At 73.2% G+C, this 21,805-nt stretch carries 18 protein-coding genes; 5 read left to right on the plus strand and 13 right to left on the minus strand.

The annotated features are described in order from the left end of the window. Positions 1-156 precede the first annotated feature (156 nt). From BCD48_RS21770 to rsgA, 6 genes are all read right to left on the minus strand, one after another. On the minus strand, positions 157-3,300 hold the full coding sequence (locus BCD48_RS21770; protein ID WP_071050239.1) for an ATP-binding protein: 3,144 nt from the start codon (positions 3,298-3,300) through the stop codon (positions 157-159). Between the two features lie 101 nt (positions 3,301-3,401). Further along, on the minus strand, positions 3,402-4,703 hold the full coding sequence (locus BCD48_RS21775; protein ID WP_198543344.1) for an RNA polymerase sigma factor: 1,302 nt from the start codon (positions 4,701-4,703) through the stop codon (positions 3,402-3,404). Then, on the minus strand, positions 4,703-5,122 hold the full coding sequence (locus BCD48_RS21780) for a YciI family protein (protein WP_071050241.1): 420 nt from the start codon (positions 5,120-5,122) through the stop codon (positions 4,703-4,705). The genes BCD48_RS21775 and BCD48_RS21780 overlap by 1 nt, the downstream gene beginning before the upstream one ends. 168 nt (positions 5,123-5,290) lie before the next feature. Then, complete coding sequence (locus BCD48_RS21785) at positions 5,291-5,485, minus strand: hypothetical protein (protein WP_071050242.1); 195 nt, start codon at positions 5,483-5,485, stop codon at positions 5,291-5,293. A 68-nt stretch (positions 5,486-5,553) separates the two neighbouring features. Then, positions 5,554-5,958: a VOC family protein gene (locus tag BCD48_RS21790; RefSeq protein ID WP_071050243.1), complete on the minus strand. Its 405-nt coding sequence runs from the start codon at positions 5,956-5,958 to the stop codon at positions 5,554-5,556. A gap of 243 nt (positions 5,959-6,201) precedes the next feature. After that, positions 6,202-7,470, minus strand: coding sequence for a ribosome small subunit-dependent GTPase A (rsgA, locus tag BCD48_RS21795; protein WP_198543341.1), 1,269 nt, complete (start codon positions 7,468-7,470; stop codon positions 6,202-6,204). 413 nt (positions 7,471-7,883) lie between these two features. Between rsgA and BCD48_RS21800 the strand changes: the two genes are divergently transcribed. Further along, positions 7,884-9,095: a cytochrome P450 gene (locus BCD48_RS21800; protein WP_071050244.1), complete on the plus strand. Its 1,212-nt coding sequence runs from the start codon at positions 7,884-7,886 to the stop codon at positions 9,093-9,095. Positions 9,096-9,150: 55 nt separating this feature from the next. On the opposite strand, the gene BCD48_RS21805 is transcribed toward BCD48_RS21800, so the two are convergent. Together BCD48_RS21805 and BCD48_RS21810 are read right to left on the minus strand one after the other, a co-directional pair. Beyond that, complete coding sequence (locus BCD48_RS21805) at positions 9,151-9,393, minus strand: hypothetical protein (protein WP_071050245.1); 243 nt, start codon at positions 9,391-9,393, stop codon at positions 9,151-9,153. Positions 9,394-9,496: 103 nt separating this feature from the next. Then, positions 9,497-9,676: a hypothetical protein gene (locus tag BCD48_RS21810; RefSeq protein ID WP_071050246.1), complete on the minus strand. Its 180-nt coding sequence runs from the start codon at positions 9,674-9,676 to the stop codon at positions 9,497-9,499. A 581-nt stretch (positions 9,677-10,257) separates the two neighbouring features. On the opposite strand from BCD48_RS21810, the gene BCD48_RS21815 reads away from it, so the two are divergent. Beyond that, positions 10,258-11,262: a helix-turn-helix domain-containing protein gene (locus BCD48_RS21815; protein ID WP_071050247.1), complete on the plus strand. Its 1,005-nt coding sequence runs from the start codon at positions 10,258-10,260 to the stop codon at positions 11,260-11,262. A gap of 103 nt (positions 11,263-11,365) precedes the next feature. Here the strand turns inward: BCD48_RS21815 and BCD48_RS21820 are convergent, their stop codons facing one another. From BCD48_RS21820 to BCD48_RS21830, 3 genes are all read right to left on the minus strand, one after another. Then, a complete protein-coding gene (locus BCD48_RS21820; protein WP_241841907.1) occupies positions 11,366-12,157 on the minus strand; it encodes a PIG-L deacetylase family protein in 792 nt (263 codons plus the stop codon). A gap of 180 nt (positions 12,158-12,337) precedes the next feature. Beyond that, positions 12,338-14,242: a serine/threonine-protein kinase gene (locus tag BCD48_RS21825; RefSeq protein WP_071050249.1), complete on the minus strand. Its 1,905-nt coding sequence runs from the start codon at positions 14,240-14,242 to the stop codon at positions 12,338-12,340. A gap of 139 nt (positions 14,243-14,381) precedes the next feature. After that, positions 14,382-15,173: a CHAP domain-containing protein gene (locus tag BCD48_RS21830; RefSeq protein ID WP_071050250.1), complete on the minus strand. Its 792-nt coding sequence runs from the start codon at positions 15,171-15,173 to the stop codon at positions 14,382-14,384. 231 nt (positions 15,174-15,404) lie between these two features. Between BCD48_RS21830 and BCD48_RS21835 the strand changes: the two genes are divergently transcribed. From BCD48_RS21835 to BCD48_RS21850, 3 genes are all read left to right on the plus strand, one after another. Beyond that, entirely contained in the window at positions 15,405-15,803 is a 399-nt protein-coding gene (locus BCD48_RS21835; RefSeq protein ID WP_071050277.1) for a VOC family protein, read from the plus strand. A gap of 477 nt (positions 15,804-16,280) precedes the next feature. Beyond that, positions 16,281-17,147 (plus strand): PASTA domain-containing protein, encoded by an 867-nt coding sequence (locus tag BCD48_RS21840; RefSeq protein ID WP_131804080.1) that lies wholly within the window; start codon positions 16,281-16,283, stop codon positions 17,145-17,147. A gap of 1,117 nt (positions 17,148-18,264) precedes the next feature. After that, on the plus strand, positions 18,265-19,365 hold the full coding sequence (locus BCD48_RS21850; RefSeq protein WP_116271614.1) for an aromatic ring-hydroxylating oxygenase subunit alpha: 1,101 nt from the start codon (positions 18,265-18,267) through the stop codon (positions 19,363-19,365). Between the two features lie 102 nt (positions 19,366-19,467). Here the strand turns inward: BCD48_RS21850 and BCD48_RS21855 are convergent, their stop codons facing one another. Then, positions 19,468-19,953 carry an SRPBCC family protein gene (locus BCD48_RS21855; RefSeq protein WP_071050254.1) on the minus strand — a complete coding sequence of 162 codons (486 nt, stop codon included), beginning with the start codon at positions 19,951-19,953 and terminating at the stop codon, positions 19,468-19,470. A gap of 77 nt (positions 19,954-20,030) precedes the next feature. Next, complete coding sequence (locus tag BCD48_RS21860) at positions 20,031-21,422, minus strand: FAD-binding oxidoreductase (RefSeq protein ID WP_071050255.1); 1,392 nt, start codon at positions 21,420-21,422, stop codon at positions 20,031-20,033. Positions 21,423-21,805: the final 383 nt, after the last annotated feature.

The raw sequence follows: 21,805 nt of genomic DNA on the forward strand, positions 1-21,805 counted from the left end.
GAAAGTACTCATCCCGGGTACTCAGATCCGGCGAGCTGCCCCGCCGCCCTTCCGTACGACCTCCGTCGTGACCGCCGCCGTCGCCGCGGACGTCGGCGCCGACGTCCGCGGGCGGATGTGGTCGTCGGGGACGCGCGCATGTGGGCGTCGGCGTGTTCAGGCCACTGGAGGGCGCGGGTGGCCCTGTCCCGCCACCCAGGCGGCGATCTGGGAACGGCTGGTGAACCCGAGCTTGCCGAGGATGTGCTGGACGTGGTTCTCCGCGGTCCGTTCGCTGATGTGCGTGGCGGCCGCGATCTGCCGGCTGGTCAGCCCCTGCGAGACGAGGACCGCGATCTCGCGTTCCCGCGGGGTCAGCGGGCTCCCGGCGGCGAGTCCCTTCCCGCGCCCGGACCCGCCCTGGGCAAGGGATTCCACCAGCTCCTGGCACCAGCGCCGCAGCGGTCGCATGCCCAGCCTGGCGGCGAGGGCCTCGGCGGACCGGGCCAGCGCTGCGCCCTCGTCCCGGTCACCCGGGCGGCGCCGCCGGCCCAGCACACGCGCGAGCTGGTAGCGGGCCGTGGCGACCTGCGGTGGCACGCCCGCACGCTCGTGGATCTCCACCGCGGCGCGGAGGTGGCGCACGGCGTCGTCCAGCCGGCCGAGGCACGCCGCGGCCAGGCCGAGGGGCAGCCGCGCTGAGCCGAGGACGGCGACGATGCCCGCGCCGCCGCAGACGAACCGGTCGGCGAACGGGGACAGCAGGCGGTACATCTCGCCCGCCGTCTCCCGGTCGTCGAACTCGGCGGCGAGCTCGGCCGTGCCGGCCAGCGCCGGCAGCAGCATGAAGCCGGGCAGTGACGTGGGAGGCGCCATCGTCCGATAGATCTGGCGGGCCTGCTTGCGCTCGCCCTGCATGAGCAACAGCAACGCGCGGATCGGTCTGAGCCCCGGCATCGCCGCCGGGCTCCAGCCGAGCAGCTCGTCCAGTTGACGGTCGGCCTGGCCGGTCTGGGCGCGCACGACCAGCAGGAAGCCGAGGGTCGGCAGGACCGCGCTGTCGTGGCCGGCCCGCCGGGCGAGCCCGAACGACTGCTCGCCGAGGGCCTGGGCGTCGTCGAAGCGGCCGCGGGCCAGCGCGATCGCCGCCTGGCAGCGCAGCAGGTGCCAGCGGGCGAGCGACGAGCCCGTCCGTTCGGCCGCCGCCGCGACGAGGTCGACCTCCGCCTCGGCCCGGTCGATCTCTCCGAGCTGCGCGAACGCGTCGAAGCGCCACAGCCGTCCCCACAGCACCGCCTCGTCGTCGCGGTCGGCCACCCCGATGGCGAGCATCCGATCACCGAGGGCGAGCCGCTGCTCCGTGCCGCCCGGGCCGCTGAGCGCGATCTGGCGGGCCCGCAACGCGTCGAGGACGGCGCGCCGGTCGCCGACGCGCTCGGCCATCGCCAGCGCGGCGACCGACATCCGCTCGGTCGCCGCGAAGGAGCCGCCGGCGTCGTTCACGGCGAACTGGGCGAGCAGCCGCGCCCGCAGTGGGCTGTCCTGTTCGGGGATGGCGGTGAGTGCCTCCTGGTAGAGCGCCCGTCCCGTCGCCTCCCACCAGATGAAGTCGCCGACGCCTTCCAGGGTGAGCACGGCCTCGGCGATGGTTCGCGCGTCCCCCGCGCGACGCGCGATCTCGGCGGCCGCCAGCAACGACCGCCGAGCACCCGCCATGTCGGCCGACCGCATCTGGGCGCGCGCGCTGGCCAGCAGGAGATGGCACCGATCCCGCTCGCCCAGGGCGGCGTCGGCGGCGACCGCCAGGGCACGGCCGTAGAAGGAAGCAGTCTCCTCCCAGGCCAGCTGCCTCTCGGCCCGCTCGGCGGCCCGCCGCGCCCAGGAGACGGCCTGCGCGGGATCCCCTGCGGGCAGCGACTCGAGCCAGTGGACGGCGACCTCGCTGACCCGCTCGGCCGCGTCGACACGGCCCGCGAGGTACTCGGCCATCCGCCCGTGCAGGGCGAGCCGGTCGGCCGTGGGCATCTCGAGGCGGGCGGCCTCGCGGATGAGGTCATGGCCGAACCGCCACGTGCCTGGACCGACGGCGCCATCGCCGAGACGTGCCCGTTGCTCCGGCCCGAGCGTCGTGCCGGTCACGATCCCGGCGGCTTCCGCCTCGTCCAGCGCGGCCAGCACCCGTTCGAGCGCCCATCCGGTCGCCACGGCGAGTGAGGCCGGCTCGACCTCGGTACCGAGGACCGCGGCCGCCGCGACCACCCGCTGGCACGAGGCCGGCAGCCGGGCGAGCCGCCCCCGGATGGCGTCGCGCACACCGTCGGGCAGCGGGCCGTCCCACGAGCCGTCGCGCGCCCCCCCACCCGCGCCCGCGCCGACGGCCGCACGGGCCTCTCCGGGCGGCTCGGCCGCCAGCACTCGGCCGATCTCGGTCACGAAGAAGGGGTTGCCCTGAGTCCGCCGGCTGACCGCGGCGGCCACCGATGCGGGCGCTTCCCAGCCGGCGACGCCGGACAGCAGCCGGCCGACCTCGGACTCGGTCAGGCCGACCAGCCGCAGCCGGGTGACCGACGGCTCGCGGGCGAGGGCCGCCAGCGTCCGCCGCAGCGGCGTCCCCCCACCCACCTCGGTGTCCCGGTAGGTCGCCAACACCATCAGCCGGGACAGGGCGACGTCCTGAGCCAGGTACGTCAACAGCCGCAGCGACGCCGGATCGGCCCACTGCAGGTCGTCGAACACCACCAACATCCCGCTCGGATCGGCGGCGGCGGCGAGGAACTCGGCCACCGCCTCGAAGGCGCGCAGACGCTGTTCGTCGCCTGTGCCCGCGTCGCCTGTGCCGGTACCGCCGGCATCCGCGCTGCCGGCGGTCGGCGCGGCGGCCGCGGTGGCGTGCGGCTGGGTCGGGCCGCCCGGGCTCGGTGCCTCGAGGTGGTCGAGTTCCGGGACGATGAGAGCCAGGTCCGCGCGCGCGACGCCGAGGGAGGTCCGTGCTGGCGACGGGGCCGCGGGCTGTGCGAGCGGCTGCGCGCGCCACCACGGATCTGAGCGGGAAAGCGCGCGGATCAGCTGGCGGAACGGCCAGTACGGCGGGCTGCCGTCCTCCTCGGGCGACCGGGCCCAGCAGGTACGCAGGCCCAGCGCACTGGCCTGGTCGCGGATCTCCTCGGCCAGCCGGCTCTTGCCCGCGCCGGGCTCGCCAGCGAGCAGGACCACCTGCCCAGCGCCGCCGGCCGCGGCCCGCAGCCGGTCCGCGAGCGACGCGAGCTCACGCTCGCGGCCGACGAACCCGGCGCGCGATGCGAACGGCCTGGTCGTCGTCATCGCGGCTCCTGACCGGCGTCATCCGGGGCCGCGGACCCATCCACACGGACATTGTGAGGCAGCCGCCAGGGGACGGCCGCGAGCGAGGCGGATGGAGGTGGTCACTCCAGCCCGGCCGCCTTGCGCAGCAGCACCGATCTCTCCCGGGCGTTGCGGCACAGCCGGGCGGCGAGCTCCAGCTCGGCGCGTGCCTCGGCGGGCCGGCCGAGCCGGATGAGCAGCTCGCCGCGCACGCTGGGGAGCAGGTACGACCCCGACAGGCGGTCGGAGGCGACCAGCTCGTCTACGAGGGACAGCGCCTCCAGCGGTCCCTGCGCCATCGCGACGGCGACGGCCCGGTTGAGCTCGACGACCGGTGACGGGGCCACCCGGCCGAGCGCCTCGTAGAGGAGCACGACACGCTCCCAGTCGGTCGCCGGGACCGACGGGGCCGACGCGTGGCAGGCGGCGATCGACGCCTGCAGCCCGTACGGCCCGAGCCCGCGCCCCAGCATCGAGGCCCGGCCCAGAGCGGCCTGGCCGCGGCGGATCGCGGACCGGTCCCACAGCCGCCGGTCCTGGTCCTCCAGGAGCACCGCCTCGCCGTCGGGCCCGGTGCGCGCGGGAAAGCGTGCGGCGGTGAGCTCGAACAGCGCGAGCAGCCCGTGCACCTCCGGCTGGTCGGGCAGCAGAGCGGTCAGCATCCGGGCCAGCCTGATCGCCTCGTACGCGACGTCGGGGCGCAGAAGGCGGTCGCCGGCCGTCGCGGTCGAGCCCTCGGTGAAAATCACATAGAGCACGCTGAGGACGCCGCCGAGCCGCTCGCGCCGGTCCTCGGCCGGTGGCAGCTCAAACGGCACACCCGCGGCCGCGATCGTCTTCTTCGCCCGGGTGATCCGGGCCTGCACGGTCGGCACAGGCACCAGGAACGCGCGGGCGATCTCCTCGCTCCCGAGCCCCCCGACCACGCGCAGCGTCAGGGCCACCCTGGCCTCCGGCGAGAGCACCGGATGGCAGGCCACGAACATCAGCGCGAGGATGTCGTCGTCGACCCGGTCGGGATCCCACAGCAGGTCGTCCGCCCCGCTCCGCGAGGCCGCGCCCGAGCTCGCCTCGCCCTCGCCGAGCTGGCCGGCGAGCGCCGCGTACCGCTCGTCCAGCGCCGACCGGCGGCGGAAGCTGTCGATGGCGCGCCGTCGCGCGGTCGTGAGCAGCCAGCCCACCGGATTCGCCGGCGCACCGTCTCGCGACCAGGTGACGAGAGCCTCGGCCACCGCCTCCTGCGCGACGTCCTCGGCGAGCGCGAAGTCTCCGGTGTGCCGGGCCAGCGCGCCGACGATCCGCGCCGACTCGATCCGCCAGACGGCCTCGACGGCCCGCCGCGCCGACTCGGCACTCGGCGGGCCGTCCGAAGCCTCGACCATCAGAGCTGGCCGGTCCGCTCGCGCCACGCCCGCTCCATGACGACCCACTCGTTGTCCTGTGGGAACTCGTCGATGCCCGGCACACGGCGGATCTCGCACTTCGAGCCGGCCATCGCGGGGATCCGCTTCGCCCACTCGACCGCTTCCTCCTTCGAGGCGACGTCGATGATGTAGTAGCCGCCGAACAGCTCCTTCGTCTCGCCGTAGGGACCGTCGGTGACCACCGGTGTCTCGCCGCCGAAGTCGACCACGACGCCCTGGCTCGGGTCGTCCAGGCCCTCGGCCGCGACGAGCACGCCCGCGCGGATCAGCTCCTCGTTGAAGCGGCCCATCAGCTCGAGCATCTGCTCGAACGGCGTGTCCATCATCTTCGCGACGGACTCGTCCGTGCCTCGCATGATCAACATGTACTTCGCCATCTTCGATCTCCCTGATCCGGGGGCCGCCCTTCGACCCTCACACTCACAGGTCGAACGGGACAGCCCCGGATCGACACCAGCCGTCCGACGTCATTTCGGCGGCAGGTCACGTCGAGCTGTCTCCAGATTTTCCGCCTGGAAGGCGGGAGTTCGCCCGAACGTCGGATCTCACAGCTGGCGGTGCTCGTCCGTCAACTGGTCCAGAAGTCCACGAGCCGCGTCGACGCACCGGCCGAGGCGGTCGCGTGGCCCGATGCCCGCCTCGGCCTGGGAGCGCAGCGGGACCTCCAGACCGATGACGAGGCCGGGCGGCAGCGCCGTGAGCATGTCGAGCAGCGGCAGCTCGCCTGTGCCTGGCACCATCCGCTGGTCACCAGGGCTTGGGGCCCCGGGCGTGAATCGCCCGTGGGCCATTGCGCTGGGAGCCGGCGCTAGTCGCTGTCGGGCTGTGGGGCGCCTTCGACCACTTCGATGGTGTTGCCGTCGGGATCGTGGACGACGGCGATGCGCACGCCAGGACCGATGTCCATGGGGCCGTGCAGGACCTGGCCCTTGCGGGCCGCGACGCGTTCGAGGGTTCCGTCGAGATCGGTGACATACATCGTCAGGTAGCGCAGACCCGTCGCGCCGAGGAAAGAGCCGATCGGTTCGGCGGGGCTGGGTGGCACGGACGGCACCATCACTTTTATCGCCACACCCGGCGCCTGGACCCGGTGCACGATGCCGGCGCCTGACCCGATGGGCGGCAGCCGTTCCAGCTCGAACACGTCCGCGAAGAAGTCGACCAACGCCTCGTCCATACTGACCAGCCCGATCTCGACCCGCTGTAAGGCCACGGCACGCTCCGTTTTCTCGACGTCGTCACTCGTTCGCCCTGAGATCCGCCCCGTCAGGCGACCGCTCCCGCTGATCCGCCGACGGTGCGCCGGCGCTCACGGGCTCCCGTGGGCTCCCGCCGGGCCGAGTACACCCCGGCGCCTCCCACGTTATGACTCGCGAGCTTGATCAGCAGTTCTGTATCCGGATCCGAACTGGCGGCGGCTCGGAGTTCGGATCCGGATACAGTCCTGGCGATCTTCCTAGCGGCCGCGTTCCCGGTACATGCGCCGCTGCTCCTTGCTGATCGATCTCCACTGGCGCTCCTGCTCGGCGCGCAGCCGGGCGTCGCCACGAGCCGCCGTGTAGGCGTTCTCCCGCAGCAGCCGGCGGTAGCTCGCCAGCCGCCGGGCCGGCAGCGTCCCGGCGTCGACCGCGGCGAGCACCGCGCAGCCGGGTTCCGTCCGGTGCTCGCAGTCGCCGAACCGGCAGCCGGCGGCGAGCTCCTCGACGTCCGCGAAGGCCTGGCTCAGCCCGTCGTCGGCGGCCCACAGCCCGACCCCGCGCAGCCCGGGGGTGTCGATCAGCACCCCGCCGCCGGGCAGCGGCAGCAACTCGCGGCGGACCGTGGTGTGGCGGCCCTTGCCGTCGGCCGACCGCACCGCGCGGACCTGCTGGGTCTCGGTGCCCAGCAGCGCGTTGGTCAGCGTCGACTTGCCGGTCCCGGACGTGCCGATCAGCACCGAGGTACCGGCGAGAAGGACGGCCAGGGCGTCCAGCCCGGACCCGTCGGCCGCGCTGGTGGTGACGACGTCGACGCCGGGTGCCGCCGCCTCGGCCTCGGCCTCGGCGGTCCGGACGGTCTCGGACCCGGCGCCGCCGGCCTGATCGGCCTTGGTCAGCACCACCAGCGGGCGGGCGCCGCTCTCCCAGGCCAGGGTGACGAGCCGTTCGAGGCGGCCGAGGTTGATCGGGGCGGTCAGCGCCACGGCCACGGCGACGATGTCGACGTTCGCGGCCAGCGGCTGCGGGTCGGACCGCCGGGACGAGGACGCGCGGACCAGCGCGGTCCGCCGGGGGAGCAGCGCGGCGACGGCCAACCTCTCGCGCGTGGCCGGACCGGCGACGGGGCCGGGACGCAGCGCCGCCCAGTCACCGGTGCAGGGCACGGTGTCGGCCGGCCCGGTCGGCGCCGTCGCCGGCCACGAGCGGCCGCCCGCGGTGACCACCTCGCAGCCTCCCCGGTCGACGCGGGTGATCCGGCCCGGGACGAGGCCGGCGACGCGGTAGGGAGCGAACGCGTCGTCCCAGCCGGCATCCCAGCCATAGGCGGAGAGGTCCTCGCCGACGCCGACGCCAGGGTCGGAGCTGGAGGCGGGCAGGGCAGGGGGAACGGGTGGGTGAACGGACGTGGGGGAGTGAACGGCTCCGAGGTCGAGGTCGGAGCCGGACGGGCGGCGATCTGGGTGGGCATGGTCCGGGTGCGGACGGCCGGGTGGAGACGTGTGATCGCCAGTGGGAAACGCGAGCAACGGAGGAAACCCCTCGGGATTGCTCCGGCGACCGGCGGCGGACAGGCGGTAGCCAGGTCCGGCCGCGGCGTGGTGGTCAGCCGGTGGCGGTGGATGGTCGGAAGGATCGGGGGCGCGCGAACGCGACAGTCACCGCGGCGGCCATGCCCCACCTCTTCGCCATCCGGGCCGGAATGATCGCCAGCTGCGACCTGCCCGACCACTACATCGTCCGGGCGGCAAGTTACCACTCACCACCGAACACCGCCGCTGAATTTCCGGCGCCAGATCTCCGACCCGTCCGCGTGCGGCGGAGTCGGGCACGCTCCTCAACTCTCGGCAGAGTGACCACTCACTCTGTTACGTTGCTGCGGTCTTGGTCCGCCCCCGGTACCTGCCGGTCTGGCGTTCGGCCACATCGAGGAGTCGCCGCGATGACCACCAGCGCAGAGATCCTGTTCGACCCGTCGAGCCCGGAGTTACGCCGGGACCCGTACCCGGTCTACCGAAGGATGCGGGAGCAGGCGCCCGCGTGGCGCTCGCCCGACGGGGTCTGGTACCTCTCGCGCTACGCCGACTGCTTCACGATGTTCCGCAGCGCGGCGCTGAGCTACGACGTCACGGCGTCGCCGAGCGTCCAGCGGAGCCTCTCGCCCGACCCGGACAAGCGCGCCGAGCAGCTCAAGGCGATCCGGCGCACCAGGTCGCTGCTCGACACCGACCCGCCGGAGCACACCCGCCTGCGTGGGCTGATCAGTTATGCCTTCACCGCTCCGAGCGTCGAGCGTAGCCGCCAGGCGATCAACGACCTCGTCGAGCAGCTGATGGACGAATTCGACGGCCCGACCGTGGACGTCGTGTCCCAGTACGCCTCCCTGCTGCCGATCCTCGTCATCTGCGACATGCTCGGCGCCCCGCCGGAGGACCGGGAGCAGTTCATTGACATCGGCAACGAGATCGCCCGTTCCGTCGACCCGGGCGTTCCCGCCGACGAGCGCCTCGCGGCCGTCCACCGGATGCGCGGGTACATTGCGGGCCTCCTGGAACGGCGCCGCCGGGACCCTGGAGACGACCTGATCACCAGGCTCATCGAGGCCGGCGAGGACGGCCGGCTCGCCAGCGAGGACGAGCTGCTGACGAACACCGGCGTGCTCCTCATCGCCGGCTTCGAGACGACCACCAACCTGATCACCAACGCGGTCTACCAGCTCCTGCGCCATCCGGACCAGCTCGCCCTGCTGCGCGCGGACCCGTCGATCATCCGCACGACGATCGAGGAGGTGCTGCGGTTCGACCCGCCGGTGCACATGATGCGGGCGCGTCCGATCATCAGCGAGATGCGGCTCGGCGACGTGGTGCTGCGATCGGGGGAGGGTGTCGTACCACTGATCGCGGCCGCCAACCGCGACCCGGCGGAGTTCGAGGACGCCGAGACGTTCGACGTGCGGCGCAGGGTGAACCGCAATCTCAGCTTCGGGCTGGGGCACCATTTCTGCGTCGGTGCGGCGCTGGCGCGGATGGAGGCCCAGACGGCCGTCCTGCGGCTCTTCGAGCGCTTCCCGAACCTGGCGCTGACCGACGAGGAGCCCGAGTTCCGCCCCAACCTCACCCTGCGCGGCTTCTCTCGGCTGACCGTGTCCCTCTAACTCCGTCCGCCTGACACCGTGTTTCCCTGGCGAGGTCCCGCCGGCGGCCCCCGGCCTACTGCCACCAGCCGCCGGCATCGCCCCAGATCGGGTAGAGCGACGGGCCGCCGTCGGGCAGGGCGATCTCCGGGCCGATCCGGCGTAGCCCCAGCCGCAGCCACAGGGCGAGGCTGCGCTGGTTGGAGGCCTCCGCGTAGACCCCGGCTCCGGCCGCGTTCGCGACCGCGGCAAGAGTCCTGCTGACGGCGGCGGCGTGGCCGCGTGCCTGATGCCCGGGACGGACCCCGGCGAACAGCACGTGGAGTGCGGTGGCAGGTCGGCCGGGTGGGCGGCGTCCAGCGCCTGCATGATGACCGCCGCCCGCTCGCCGCCCTCGCCGTACGCATTGAACAGCGCGTCCGCTAGTCGGCCCGGGCGCGCATGGCGGCCCGGTGCGCATCCGGGTGGGCGCACAGCACCACGCCGCAGTCGTGCGGCACGTTGAGCCACTTGTGCGCGTCGGTGGCCCACGAGTCCGCCCGCGCCAGCCCGGCGAGCGCGGGCAGCTCGGCGCGCAGGCGCGGGCTGGCCGCGGCCCACATGCCGAAGGCCCACTCTGGTTGTTTGGGTGCCGTTTCGGCTCGACATCGCGACCCGTCCTGTGAGCAGGACTACATCCACCTGGGCGGCACCTCGGCGGCCGCGTCGGCCAACACCGGGCCGCCGGCGGTCGCGCCTGGCGGCGATGTTCGACCCTGACGTCCCGCGTGGCTCTGCCCGCGGGGTGGCGTTCAGCACGTGAGCCGCTAGGCTGCGCCGGGACTCAGCAGTGATCCGGGTCCAGTTGGAGCCCTTCGGCCGGGGCCGGATGAGGCCCGTCGAGCTGGGCCGTGGCGGGCGCCGCGGGCGGCCGGAGCCGGGCAGACGGTGCCACCGCCACGCGGGCGGCCACCCGCCCTTCCCGCCTGGACATAGCGGATACTTTTGACAAAACGGTCATCCAGTCGCGGTGAGCGCATACCGCTGCCGATTTGGATAGTTCGCCCACGTTTCCTGCGTTAACCTGCCCGCCACGCCATCGTGCGACTAGGCGTCGTCAGTTCGCTACGCCCACTGTCGGCTGTGGTGCGGCGGGTGGGAACGGTGGTTCCCGGCCCTGACCGCTTGGAAGTGGGGGATCTCGGTGCCGGGCGACGAGCAGGAGCTGTTCGGGCTGGACGAGACGGGCCTGGCAGTTTTCCGGGCCGCGGCCGGCCACCACCGGGCCACCATCGAGATGCTCGCGGACCGGGCAGGGCTGCCCGTGGAGAAGGTGACGGCCGAGGTCGACCGGCTCGTGGGGCGGGGCCTGCTGCGCAAGATCGACGAGGGCTGGGAGGCGCAGGACCCCTCCATCGCGCTGTACGTCGAGCACGCGATGCGGGAGCGCGCTCTGGAGCTGCGGGAGGCGGCGCTGTCCGCGCAGCGGACCGCCCTGTACCGCAGCCGGCTGCTGTCGGACTACGTCGCCGGCCGGCACCGCCCCGACAACGTCGACGGGGTGGCCGCGCTCCTGGACCCGCACCAGGTGTGGGTGCAGATAGCCGAGCTGGTCGAGAACGCGGCCAGCCAGATCGGCTTCCTGCTGTCCGGGCCGACCCCGCCGCGCCCGGCCGCGGTGGACATGTTGCAGGGGCTGGCGCGGGCGGCTGGGCGGGGGGTGCGCGTCGCCTCGGTGTGGACGCCCGACCAGGTGGCGGCGGCCAGGGCGCTGGGCGGCGGCCGGCTGCCGGCGGTCGGCTGGGTGCGCCAGAGCCCCCTCGTGCCCATGCGGGTGATGATCGTCGACGGGCGGGAGGCGGTCCTGCCGGTCGACCCGGACGACCTCGGCCAGGGCGCGCTGCTGGTGCGTGCCCCCGGCCCCCTGTCCGTGATCAGTGACCTGGTCGAGCGGGTGCACCGGGACGCGCAGCCGCTGAACGGCCCGCGGCCAGCCGCCGACGGCTCCGAGCAGGCACGCCGCGGCGCGGTGCTGGCACTGCTGGCCCAAGGCCACACCGACCAGGCCGTCGCCGACCGCCTGGGGATCACCCCGCGTACCGTCCGCCGGGACGTCGCCGACCTCTATGTCCAGCACGGCGTCACGAGCCGCTTCCAGTTGGGCGCCATCACCGCCCGCCTCGGCCTCCTGCCGCCGCCCCGCCGCTAGGCACCCCGCCGCTGGTGCCGCCCCCGCAAACGTCTGCTCCCCGGAGAGCGCCCGGTTCTCGTACGCCGCCGCTCTCCTGACCGCCGTCTCGCCCAACCGCTGTCTATACCGGTGCCGGTGCCGGTGTCGGCGCTGGTTCCGGTGTCGTGGGCGCCTCGCTGCCCGCCGTGGCCATGGCCGGTGCGCCGACGTCGACGAAGCGTTCCTCGGCGACCCAGTCGGTGAACCGGGCCAGGCCGAACGCGTCGACAGTCGGTCCGATCTGGGTCGCCATCGCCCGCAGCGCCACCACCTTGCGGTCGAGCTCGGGCCCGTCGAGCGCGACGCGCAGGGACAGGACGTCCGCGGGCACGCCGGCAGGGTGGGCGTCGGTCATGAACACCTGGAACTCGTCGTGCAGGTCCGCGAAGCGTTCGAGCGCCTCCGCCGTCCACGCCGCCTCCAGCAGGCGGAAGCCACGGCCCCGCTCCTCCCAGGCGTGGCGCACCCAGCGGTGCACGGCGACATGGTCGGGGTGGAAGGTCGTCCCGTCCGGCCCGAAGGTCACAACGGTGTCGGGCCGCACCTCGTCGACCACCTGACCGACCAGCCGGGCGCCGACGGGGCCCCAGGCATCCAGACCGCCGTCGGGCATCCCGATGATCCGGTGCTCCCGGACTCCGAGCACGGCCATCGCGGCGCCCGCCTCGAGCCGGCGCACCGCGCCGAGCCGCTCCGGCGGCCACGCCGCGGGGTCGTCGGTGCCGCGCTCGCCGGCGGTCAGCGCCACACACGCCACCCGCTGGCCATTCGCCGCGGCCGCGGCCATCAGCCCGCCCGCCAGATAGGTCTCGTCATCGGGATGCGCCCACACCGACAGCACGGTCCCAAGGTCAGCAATACGCAGTCGATCCATGCCATCCACCATCGCCCGCGCCCCTTCCCCCGGCCTTCTCGGCGCGGGTCGCGTACCGGACAGCGACCGATCGGACCGCCGGGCCAGGTCAGGCGGCCTCAGGGGCCGGATCCGGAGCCCCGTCCGCATACCCAGCCGGCGGTGCGGGTCGCGCAAGCGACCTTCCCGCCCAGCGGCGCCCTAGCGGTGGTAGGCGTGGCGGCTGGCCAGGACGGCGATGGCGGTGGTCAGGCGGTGGGAGGTGGCCGGATAGAGCATGCGGACGTCCAGGAGCACGTCGCAGCGCATGGCTGGGTTCCGCCAGATGCACAGGGTGCGGTTTCTCGGGATCCACCGGGCGGGTCGGTCGAGGTCGGGCGTCCGCAGCGCCCACTCCGGCGTCGGCCAGACCGCGACGACCTCGCGCTGGCCCAGGCGGATGACCCGGGCGCCGCGTGCCTGCGACCACGGGATGTCGTAGTGACGCCCGCCCGCCCGCGCCTGGATGCCGCCGGGCGTGATCGAGAGCCAGGGCGGGCTGGATGCCAGGTGGAGCCGCCACACCGCGCGTCGCAGGCCCGCGATGGCGAGGAACAGGGCGCCGGCGCCGACGAGCACGCTGAACAGTCTTGTTCCGGCTCCGACGGTCGGGTCGTTGCCGCCCAGGGTCGTGAGGCAGATCAGGACCGCGAGCAGCGCGAGCAGGGCCGCGAGGAGCGTCAGGACTCCGGCGACGACGTTGGGCCACCGTCTGCCGGTGAAGACGCAGGATTCGTCGGAGCCGTTCTCCGCCAGCGCGACCCTCGTGGGCGCGAGCGGCGGGTAGCCCGGCGCCGGTACCGGCAGGCGCTGGACACCCGGCACCACCACTCCCGGCGCCGCCCGAGTCGGCAGTCCAGGTGGTCGCGCCGCCCGCTCGACGGGTGCCGGCGGCCGTGGCGGCGCCGCGCGGACCACGGCCTGGTGCGCCGCGGCGCCTGGCGGTGGCAGCTCTCGTCGTGTCGGCTTCAGCGGCGCCAGGCCGGGCGAATCCGGAGACCGCGGCGCCAGCGCAGGTTGCTGCAATGCCGGTGCCGGTTGCGGTGCCTGTCGTTGGGGGGATGCTGGTGCTGGCGGCGGCGCCGGTGTCCCGCCGGGCCGGGCGGCAGGTGCCAGCGGGAGGGCGCGTGGCGGCGCGACGGCGAGCGCGGGCGGGCTGGGGGTGGCCGGCAGCCAGGCCGCGATCTCGGCCTCCCGCTCGCGGACCAGCCGAGCCACCTCCGGCGGCCAGGCCGGCGACGGGCCGAGATCGGCGGCGAACAGCTTGAGCAGCGTGGCCGGGGCCGGGCGGTCCGACGGGTCCTTGGCCAGGCAGGGCCGCAGGCGGTCCCGCAGCGCCGCGGGCACCCCGCGCAGGTCGGGCAGGTCGTGCACTATCCGGAACAACAGCGCCGCCGGGTCGCCGGACCCGAACGGGTCGCGGCCGGTGGACGCGAAGATCAGGACCAGCGCGAACGCGAACACGTCGCAGGCAGGGCCGACCTCGCCGCCCATCGCCTGTTCGGGCGACATGTAGGCGGCGGTGCCGAACACCTCGCCGGCGCGGGTCAGTGCCGTCTGGTCGGCGGCCCGGGCGATCCCGAAGTCGATGAGCCGCGGGCCGTCGGCGGCGAGCAGGACATTGTTGGGCTTCAGGTCCCGGTGGGCGATGCCGTCACGGTGGACGGCCATGAGCGCCTCAAGCATGCGGGCGCCCAGCATGAAGCAGGCTTCCAGCTGCAGCGGGCCGAGCACCTCGACGGCGTCGCGCAGCGAAGGGCCCGGCACGTACTGGGTGGCGAGCCAGGGCCGAGGGCCGTCCGGGTCCGCGTCCGCCACCGGCGCGGTGAAAGCGCCTGCGATCCGGCGAGCCGCCGCGACCTCCCGGCGGAACCGCTCCCGGAAGACGGGGTCGCCGGCGACGGTGGGGCTGACCACCTTGACCGCGGCGAGCCGTCCGGCCGGTGAGCTCGCGAGGTAGACCCGGCCCATCCCGCCCTCGCCGATCAGCGCGCGGACCAGGTATGGGCCGATCGTCGTGGGATCTCGCGGCCCCGGGGCGCCCAGGCGCCCAGCGGAAGACGTCACGGGCCACCATTCCGACCAGCACCGGGTCCGACCAGCTCAGGGCAAGCCACCCGAGCGCGGACGACTCATCCCGGGCCGCAGATTACCCCACCCGGGCCGCCCGCTCACGGCGCACCGGCCCGGGTCCGCCGAACGGCCGCTAACGCCCCGCGAGGTCGAGAAAGAAGTCGAGGCCGGTCCACGTCGGCTGGGTGACGACGCCGTCAGCCCGCAGCGACGGGTTCTTCGCGCGGCAGAACTCCTGGAAATCGCGCACGGCCTTCTCGGTCGCCGCGTCGAAGACACCGTTCGGGTCGAGCAGCCGGTTCGCGCCCTCGCGTTGGGACGCGATGTTCAGCGCGTTCTGCACGGTGACGACCGGATGCGCGAGGTCGGGGAACACCCCGGTAGGGCCTCGGTCGCGCGCGCCCAGCCGCAGGTCAGGGAAATGGCCGAAGCGGTTGCCCGCCTGCGCCACCTGTGGCCGTAGCCCGGCGGGCACGCCGCTGAACAGGTGCTGCCAGCTGACGCAGCCGGCGATGAGCTGGCCGCCGGCGGTCCAGGTCTTCGCGAGAACCTGGTCGTCGCCGATGTTGCCCTCGACCGTCTGGATCTGGCCGCCGGACCGTCCGACCACGATGCCGGTATGCGTCTCGGCGGTGAGGGCCTTCTCCACGCCGGTCCAGTCGAAGACGATCTGGTCCCCGGGCTTGCTGCTGGTCGACGGAATGGCCAGGCCGTGCGCCTGCGCCCACGACCAGATCGAAGGCACCCAGGCCGAGCGGATTCCCGGCTGAACCCCGACGTCCTCGTACATGCAGTAGGCGAACATCGCGCACCATGGGCTTCCCGGCGCCTGGAAGCGGTCATTCCAGAGTGTGTGGTTCTCCTGCGCCGGCTTGAAGCCGACCTGGTCCTTGCAGTGCTTCACGAACTCGTCCACAGTCGCCATGCCCGCCGTCCCCCGGTTCTGTGCGTGGCTGCCGGCCAGTCGCTCAGCGCGATGGCGGCGGCATTACCATAATGGAGAGTGCACCCCGCCGATCGATGCGTCCGTTCGGCCCGGGCGCTGCTCCACGCCGAGGGCGTGGCTTCCGGCGGCATAGGCTGGGCTCTGGCGCCGCGTGCCGGTCACCGGCCCGGTGAGGCATGGAGGCGCCAGAACGCCCTCGGAGACATGTTCATGCCCGTCCACCTGAACCACACGATCGTGCATGCTCAGGACAACCGGGAGTCCGCCGAGTTCCTCGCCGGCATCCTCGGCCTCGAGGTCGGCCAGGAATGGGGCCCGTTCATCCCCGTCGCCACCGGAAACGGTGTCACGCTGGACTTCGCGACAGCCCCGGCGGACAAGATCGCCACCCAGCACTACGCGTTCCTGGTGTCGGAGCCGGAGTTCGACGCCGCCTTCGCGCGAATCCAGTGTGCCGGGGTCGTCTACTACGCCGACCCGCACGGACGGCTGCCAGGCCAGATCAACCACAACGACGGCGGCCGCGGCGTCTACTTCCTGGACCCCTCCGGCCACGGCATGGAGATTCTCACGCGCCCCTACGGCGGCGGCCCCGCGCTCGCCTCTTAGGACAGAACCGCGGCCGCCGTCGCAACCAGGCGACGGGCTACGCCTTGGGCCCGCTGGTTGTGGCGGCCGAAAGCGATCTTCGCTGCGCCGGCCGGGTGTGCGCGCCGTCGCTCGTGCGTAGCGGTCGGGGTCACATTTGCGACCGCATCAAGCGAGCGGTGGCAGAGAACCTCGAGGTGCCGAAGAAGATCCAGGAGAGCTAGTCCCGCCCCAGCAAATGTTCACCCCGTCGCTGGCACCATCGGAATCAAGATCAGTCAGACGTTGTGTGTCATCGGCGGCGCGTAACGCCTGACTGATTCTGGAAAGATCGTTCCGAAATGAGGGGAACGTTGCCGGAGGCGGTCCTAGTCCCTGATCTACAGTGATCGCAAGCTGGGGCGCGCGCTCGGCGCGCCGCAGTGCCCTGACGCCGCCGTGACGCCCGGGCCGAGAGGCCCCTACCCAGCCCACGTTTGTCAGGTTATCCTGACATGCATGGCTAAGGGTAGGAGCGGTCCGTGGCAGGAGGGCCGCCGAGCGTGGGAGCGGCTGGACAACTGGCGGGACCGCGTGTTCGGCCGCCCAGAGAGCATCGACCATGGCGAGGCGGCGCTCGGCGCGCTGACCGACATCGGCACCCTGCGTCGGCTGCTCGACCAGACCGAGCTCGAGGCGGTTCGCGCGGCCCGCTTCCACCGCAAGTCGTGGGCGGAGATCGCCACCCGGCTCGGTGTCTCCCGCCAGTCGGCCTGGGAGCGCTGGCGTGACCTCGACGAGAACCTCCCGCCGCTCACCTCCGGGCCGGCCGCGGGCCCCGTCAGGCTCCAGGTGCCCATCGACGACGCCGCCGCCGAGCAGGTCAGGCGGGCGCGTGCTCTCGCCGAGGAAGTCATGAAGGACTCCAACGCGACCGACGCCCCACCCGAGGTGGGAGCCGAGCCGGCCTCGGCTGCCGGCGCCGGTGCGGCGGTCGCGGCCGGCGGTCGAGGGGACGAGGCGGGCGGCTCCGGCCGGCGGGCGCGGCGCCGGTCGGGCAAGACGGTCGTGGTGCCGAACGTGGTCGGCCGGACGTGGGAGGACGCCCGGTCGGTGCTGGCGGGCTGGGGCTTTCCCGCCGTCGCCGTCGGTCTGTCGACAGAGCCTGGTGCCGGGCTGGTCGAGGTCGAGCCGGACACCGGCTCGCTCGTCACCGGCCAGGCGCCGGAGGCCGGCGCCAAGGTCGCGTCCGGCACCCCGGTGCGGCTGTGGATCGGTGGCCGCGGCGACGGCTCCGCGGGTGTCCGCGAACCCCGGCGCCCGTTCCCGTCCTCCCCGCCGGCCCTCGAGATGCTCCCCGAGTCCGTCACCGAGGCGGTCGGCTGACCGTGCCCGGCGCCGCGGGACGCGGCCCGGCGCCCGGCCGCCTGGTGTCTGGTACCTGGCCGCCGTCCCGTCGGTGATCCTGGGGACAACGGCCGCCGGGCGTGCGAAGGAAGATCATTTTTGCACGCCCTTTGGCCCTCTAGTGATCCTGGGGACAACGGCCGCCGGGCGTGCGAAGGAAGATCATTTTCGCACGCCCTTTGGCCCTCTAGCGCGGCGCCGTCCCACGCTGACGGCGAGGCGTGCTGGGGCGCCGGCTGGGCCGCCCTCGCGCCTGCCTGCCAGAGGGAATGTTGAAGGTGTCGACATTCGGCGGAACTTCGGGCATGATGAAGTGCATTGCCGGCTGTGCCGGCGCGGACCCCCCCGTACCGCGCCGGCATGGTCGGTTTTGTCGTTCCCCGCACGCCAGTCCGCGGGCTTGGTGCGCGTGGCCGGGGGATGACCTCGCCCGGTGGGGGTAATCGGCCTTCGTGAGGTCTCCGGCCGTGAGCGTGACGGCGGCGGGACCGGTGCCGGCCGTCGACCGGCACCGCCCTGGCGACGCCGGCGGCGGCGAGCGAGTTCCCCGCCCGGTCGGATGGGCGCCTGCTGGGTGCCCGCGCAGTTCGCCTATCGACTGCCCGTGATCATCTGGGTCGGGTGCGTCAGGTCGGCGGTGGAGATCGTCGGGTCCAGGCCCCGGCCGGTCGGCGTGGTGACTTTTCTCGCGGTCGGGAGGGGAACCTGGGGTAGCTCGGGGGCCATGTCGGGTGAGCGACAGGGCGCCCGGATCGGGCCCGGAGCCGGGCCGCGGGCGGGTCCGCTTCGGGCGCAGGTGCCCTGGTGAGGTGACCGGGCCGCCGGCGGGGAGCGCTGGTGGGCCGGTCGGCCCGGCGGGGACGGCCGATGGGCCGGGGACGATGTGTCCGATGCCGGTCAAGCTGGGCGTATGACCTGGCGTTAAGGTAGGGCGTAGGGGGGCAAAGGTGCCGCCGCGAAACGCCGGCAGGCTCGCCGACGGCGTCGGCGGTCATGATCGCTCGCTGATCACGAATTCATCATCGCCGCGCCAGGGAGGCTTCCGATCGACCGCAACGAGCTCATCGACATCACGCGGCGAGCCCTGAAGATCGCAATGGACAAAACGACGGACATGATGCCCGGCGAGCGCATCCTTCCGGCCGCGATCTACACCAGCCAGGAGCTTTTCGAGCGCGAGCGCGAATTCGTGCGCAGCTCCCCGCAGCTGGTCGGCTACCGCTCCGAACTGCCCGGTCCGGGTACGTACACCACCAAGACGGTGATGGACGTCCCGGTGCTGCTCACCCGCGACGACGAAGGCACCGTCCGCGCGTTCCAGAACATCTGCGCGCACCGGCAGGCCAAGGTCGCCGAGGACTGCGGCGAGGCCGAGCGGTTCACCTGCCCGTACCACGCGTGGAGCTACAACAACAAGGGCGCGCTGGTCACCTGCCCCGGCCGGGACGGCTTCCCGGCGGTGATGGCGAACAAGCCCGGCCTCACCGAGCTGCCGGCCGCCGACCACGCCGGCTTCCTGTGGGTCGGCCTCGACCCGGACGGCGGCCCGCTGGACATCGAGGGCCACCTCGGCGAGCTCGGCCCGGAGCTTGCGTCCTGGGGAATCGGAGACTGGAACTCGGTCGGCGAGAAGGTCCTCGACGCGCCGGTGAACTGGAAGCTCGCGCTGGACACGTTCGGCGAGAACTACCACTTCCCGACGGTGCACAAGAACACGTTCGCGCTGCTGGTCCGCGGCAACTGCGCGCTGTTCGACACCTATGGTCCGCACCACCGGTTGATCTTCCCGATGCAGAACATCACCGAGCTCGCAGACAAACCGGAGAGCGAATGGGAGCCACTGCACTACTTCGTGGTTATCTATGCGATCTTCCCGAACATCGTCATGTCGGTGACGTTCATCAACGGTGAGATCTTCCGCGTCTACCCGGGCAGCGGGGCCGGCAACTCGGTGACCGTTCACCAGAACGCCACCACCCTCGACGTCTCCGACGAGGCGGGCCGCGCGGGCGCGGACGACATCTTCGAGTACGCCCACGCCAGCGTCCGCGACGAGGACTACCCGCTGGCCGCGAAGGCCCAGGCCAACATGGCGTCCGGCGGGCGTCCTCAGCTCGTCTTCGGCCGCAACGAGCCCGGCCTGCACCACCGCCACGCCAGCATGGAGACGGCCCTGGGTATCAGCCTCGACGCCTGAGCGCTCGCGGCATCCGGCTCCGCCCGACCCGCTCCAGGCCAGCCCCGGCTGACCTGGAGCGCGTTGGTGTGCGGACCAACGGGGTTCTGCGGACCACCGGCGCTAGTCGATCTGCGCGGTGGGCCCGTCGGACAGGCCGGTGTGTTCGGCCTGGCGACGGGTGGCCGCGAGCAGGCGGCGCAGGCCGGCGACGTGGCCGCCACTACCGATGACGAGCAGCCGGTAGGTGCGGCCGAGTATGCCAGGGAAGGCGGCCCTGGTCTCGGCGCGCAACCGGGTGCGGCCCCCGCCGGCGTCGTCGAGCCGGAAGATGAGGGTGTAGTCGGAGAAGCGGTGGCGCCCGGCGAGCATCAGCCGGGAGCCCGGCTCGGCCGCGACAACCCGGAAGCCGACGATCGTCGACCCGGTGGCGAGCGGCCGCGGCCCGGACGGCGCGCACTCGGCGCAGCCGACCGCGCGGGCATAACGTTGCGCGCCCGCGCCGCCGAACGACCGGTCCAGCCGTTCGGCGAGCGCCAGCCAGACGTCCTCGGCGGCGGCGTCGACGACCGTCGCGTGCTCGTCGACGAACGGCAGCTCGGAGATCACTTCCGCGATTCTCCCAGCTCCGTGCTCGCCAGGAAACCGTTTGACCCGGAGGCTTTGCCTTCGGCGGAGTCTGCCCGCTATGGAAGCCCGCTGGGCGCGAAGACGGCGCCGGGGTTGAGGATGCCGAGCGGGTCGAGGGCCTGCTTGATGCGCAGCGACAGGTCGAGGACGTCCTGGCCGACCTGGGGGAGCAGCCACGACCGCTTGAGCCGGCCGACGCCGTGCTCGCCGGTGATGGTGCCGTCGAGGCTGATCGCCAGGTCCATCACCTCGCCGAACGCGAGCCAGGCCCGCTCGGCCGCGGCGGCGTCGGCGGGGTCGACGACGATCAGCGGGTGGGTGTTGCCGTCGCCGGCGTGCGCGACGACCGCGATCGTGACGTCGCGGGCTGCCGCGATCGCCTCGACGCCCGTCACCAGCTCCGGCAGCCGGGGCAGCGGGACACCCACGTCCTCCAGCAGCACCGGGCCGAGCCGCTCGATTGCCGTGATCGCGCAGCGGCGGGCGACGACGAACGCCTCGCCCTCGTCCGGGTCGTCGGTGGCGAGCACCTCACTCGCCCCGGCGGCCTCGCACGCGGCGACCATGGCCCGCAGCTCCTCCTCGCCGGCCCGGTGGGGGGCGTCCGTGCGGGCGAGCAGCAGCGCCGCGGCGCCGCGGTCCAGGCCCATGGTCAGCATGTCCTCGACCGCGTTGATCGACGTCCGGTCCATGAGCTCGAGCATCGCCGGGCGCAGCGCCGAGGTGATCGACAGGACCGCGGCCGTGGCCGCCGCCATGGTCGGGAAGCTCGCGACCAGCGTGCTCGCCGGCGGCTGAGCGGGCATCAGCCGCAGGGTCGCCTCGGTGATGATCCCGAGCGTGCCCTCGCTGCCGACGAACAGCTTGGTCAGCGACAGGCCGGCGACGTCCTTGAGCCGCGGCCCGCCGAGCCGGACCGCCGTGCCATCGGCGAGCACCACCCGCAGGCCGAGCACGTAGTCGGTCGTCACCCCGTACTTCACGCAGCACAGGCCGCCCGCGTTGGTCGCCACGTTGCCGCCGATCGAGCAGATCTCGAACGACGACGGGTCCGGCGGGTACCACAGCCCGTGCTCGGCGGCCGCCCCCTTCACCTCGGCGTTCAGCGCCCCGGGCTGGGCGACCGCGATCCTCGTCACCGGGTCGACGTGGACCGCCCGCATCCGCTCCGTCGAGAGCACGATGCCGCCGGTCACGGCCGTCGACCCGCCGGACAGGCCGGTGCCGGTGCCGCGTGGCACCACCGGCACCCGGTGCCGCGCCGCCCAGCGGACCGCCACCTGCACCTGTTCGGTCGACTCCGCCCGCACCGCGGCGAGCGGAATCCCGGCGTCGGGATCCGCCGCCCGGTCCCGCCGGTACTTGTCCAGCAGGTCGGGATCCGTCGCCACGACACCCGCCGGCAGCGCGTCCACGAGCTCGGCGAGCTCGGCGAGCGTCACACCCACGGTCCGCCTCCCAGTTCCCGCCCCCGCTGTGTCCCGTCAGTGATCCTGGGGACAACGGCCGCCGGGCGTGCGAAGGAAGATCATTTTCGCACGCCCTTTGGCCCTCTAGACGTTAGGTGGCCGGGTGGTGTCATGTCAGACGGTGTGAACGACACGAACGCGATCTGGGACTCCCCGCGGCGTCGGCATCTGCCTGCGGGAAGCGGCGACGAGGCAGGCAATATTGGGGTCGAGGACGCCGATTCCACTCGAATATCGACTGCCTCGTCGCCGCCACCCACGACACCGCCGAACCGTCGGCGGGCGACCAGTCCGCCCACCGACGACTACCGCCGGTCGACTGTCGTTACAGATCCGCCGAAACGGCCTGACAATCGGATCGG

This window comes from Pseudofrankia coriaricola (assembly GCF_001854805.1).
GTDB lineage: Bacteria > Actinomycetota > Actinomycetes > Frankiales > Frankiaceae > Pseudofrankia.

Coding starts and splice junctions, on each gene's coding strand:
- BCD48_RS21770 (WP_071050239.1), bottom strand. CDS start 3,300: ATGACGACGACCAGGCCGTTCGCATCGCGCGCCGGGTTCGTCGGCCGC.
- BCD48_RS21775 (WP_198543344.1), bottom strand. CDS start 4,703: ATGGTCGAGGCTTCGGACGGCCCGCCGAGTGCCGAGTCGGCGCGGCGG.
- BCD48_RS21780 (WP_071050241.1), bottom strand. CDS start 5,122: ATGGCGAAGTACATGTTGATCATGCGAGGCACGGACGAGTCCGTCGCG.
- BCD48_RS21785 (WP_071050242.1), bottom strand. CDS start 5,485: ATGGTGCCAGGCACAGGCGAGCTGCCGCTGCTCGACATGCTCACGGCG.
- BCD48_RS21800 (WP_071050244.1), top strand. CDS start 7,884: ATGACCACCAGCGCAGAGATCCTGTTCGACCCGTCGAGCCCGGAGTTA.
- BCD48_RS21810 (WP_071050246.1), bottom strand. CDS start 9,676: ATGTGGGCCGCGGCCAGCCCGCGCCTGCGCGCCGAGCTGCCCGCGCTC.
- BCD48_RS21820 (WP_241841907.1), bottom strand. CDS start 12,157: ATGGATCGACTGCGTATTGCTGACCTTGGGACCGTGCTGTCGGTGTGG.
- BCD48_RS21830 (WP_071050250.1), bottom strand. CDS start 15,173: ATGGCGACTGTGGACGAGTTCGTGAAGCACTGCAAGGACCAGGTCGGC.
- BCD48_RS21835 (WP_071050277.1), top strand. CDS start 15,405: ATGCCCGTCCACCTGAACCACACGATCGTGCATGCTCAGGACAACCGG.
- BCD48_RS21840 (WP_131804080.1), top strand. CDS start 16,281: ATGGCTAAGGGTAGGAGCGGTCCGTGGCAGGAGGGCCGCCGAGCGTGG.
- BCD48_RS21850 (WP_116271614.1), top strand. CDS start 18,265: ATGGACAAAACGACGGACATGATGCCCGGCGAGCGCATCCTTCCGGCC.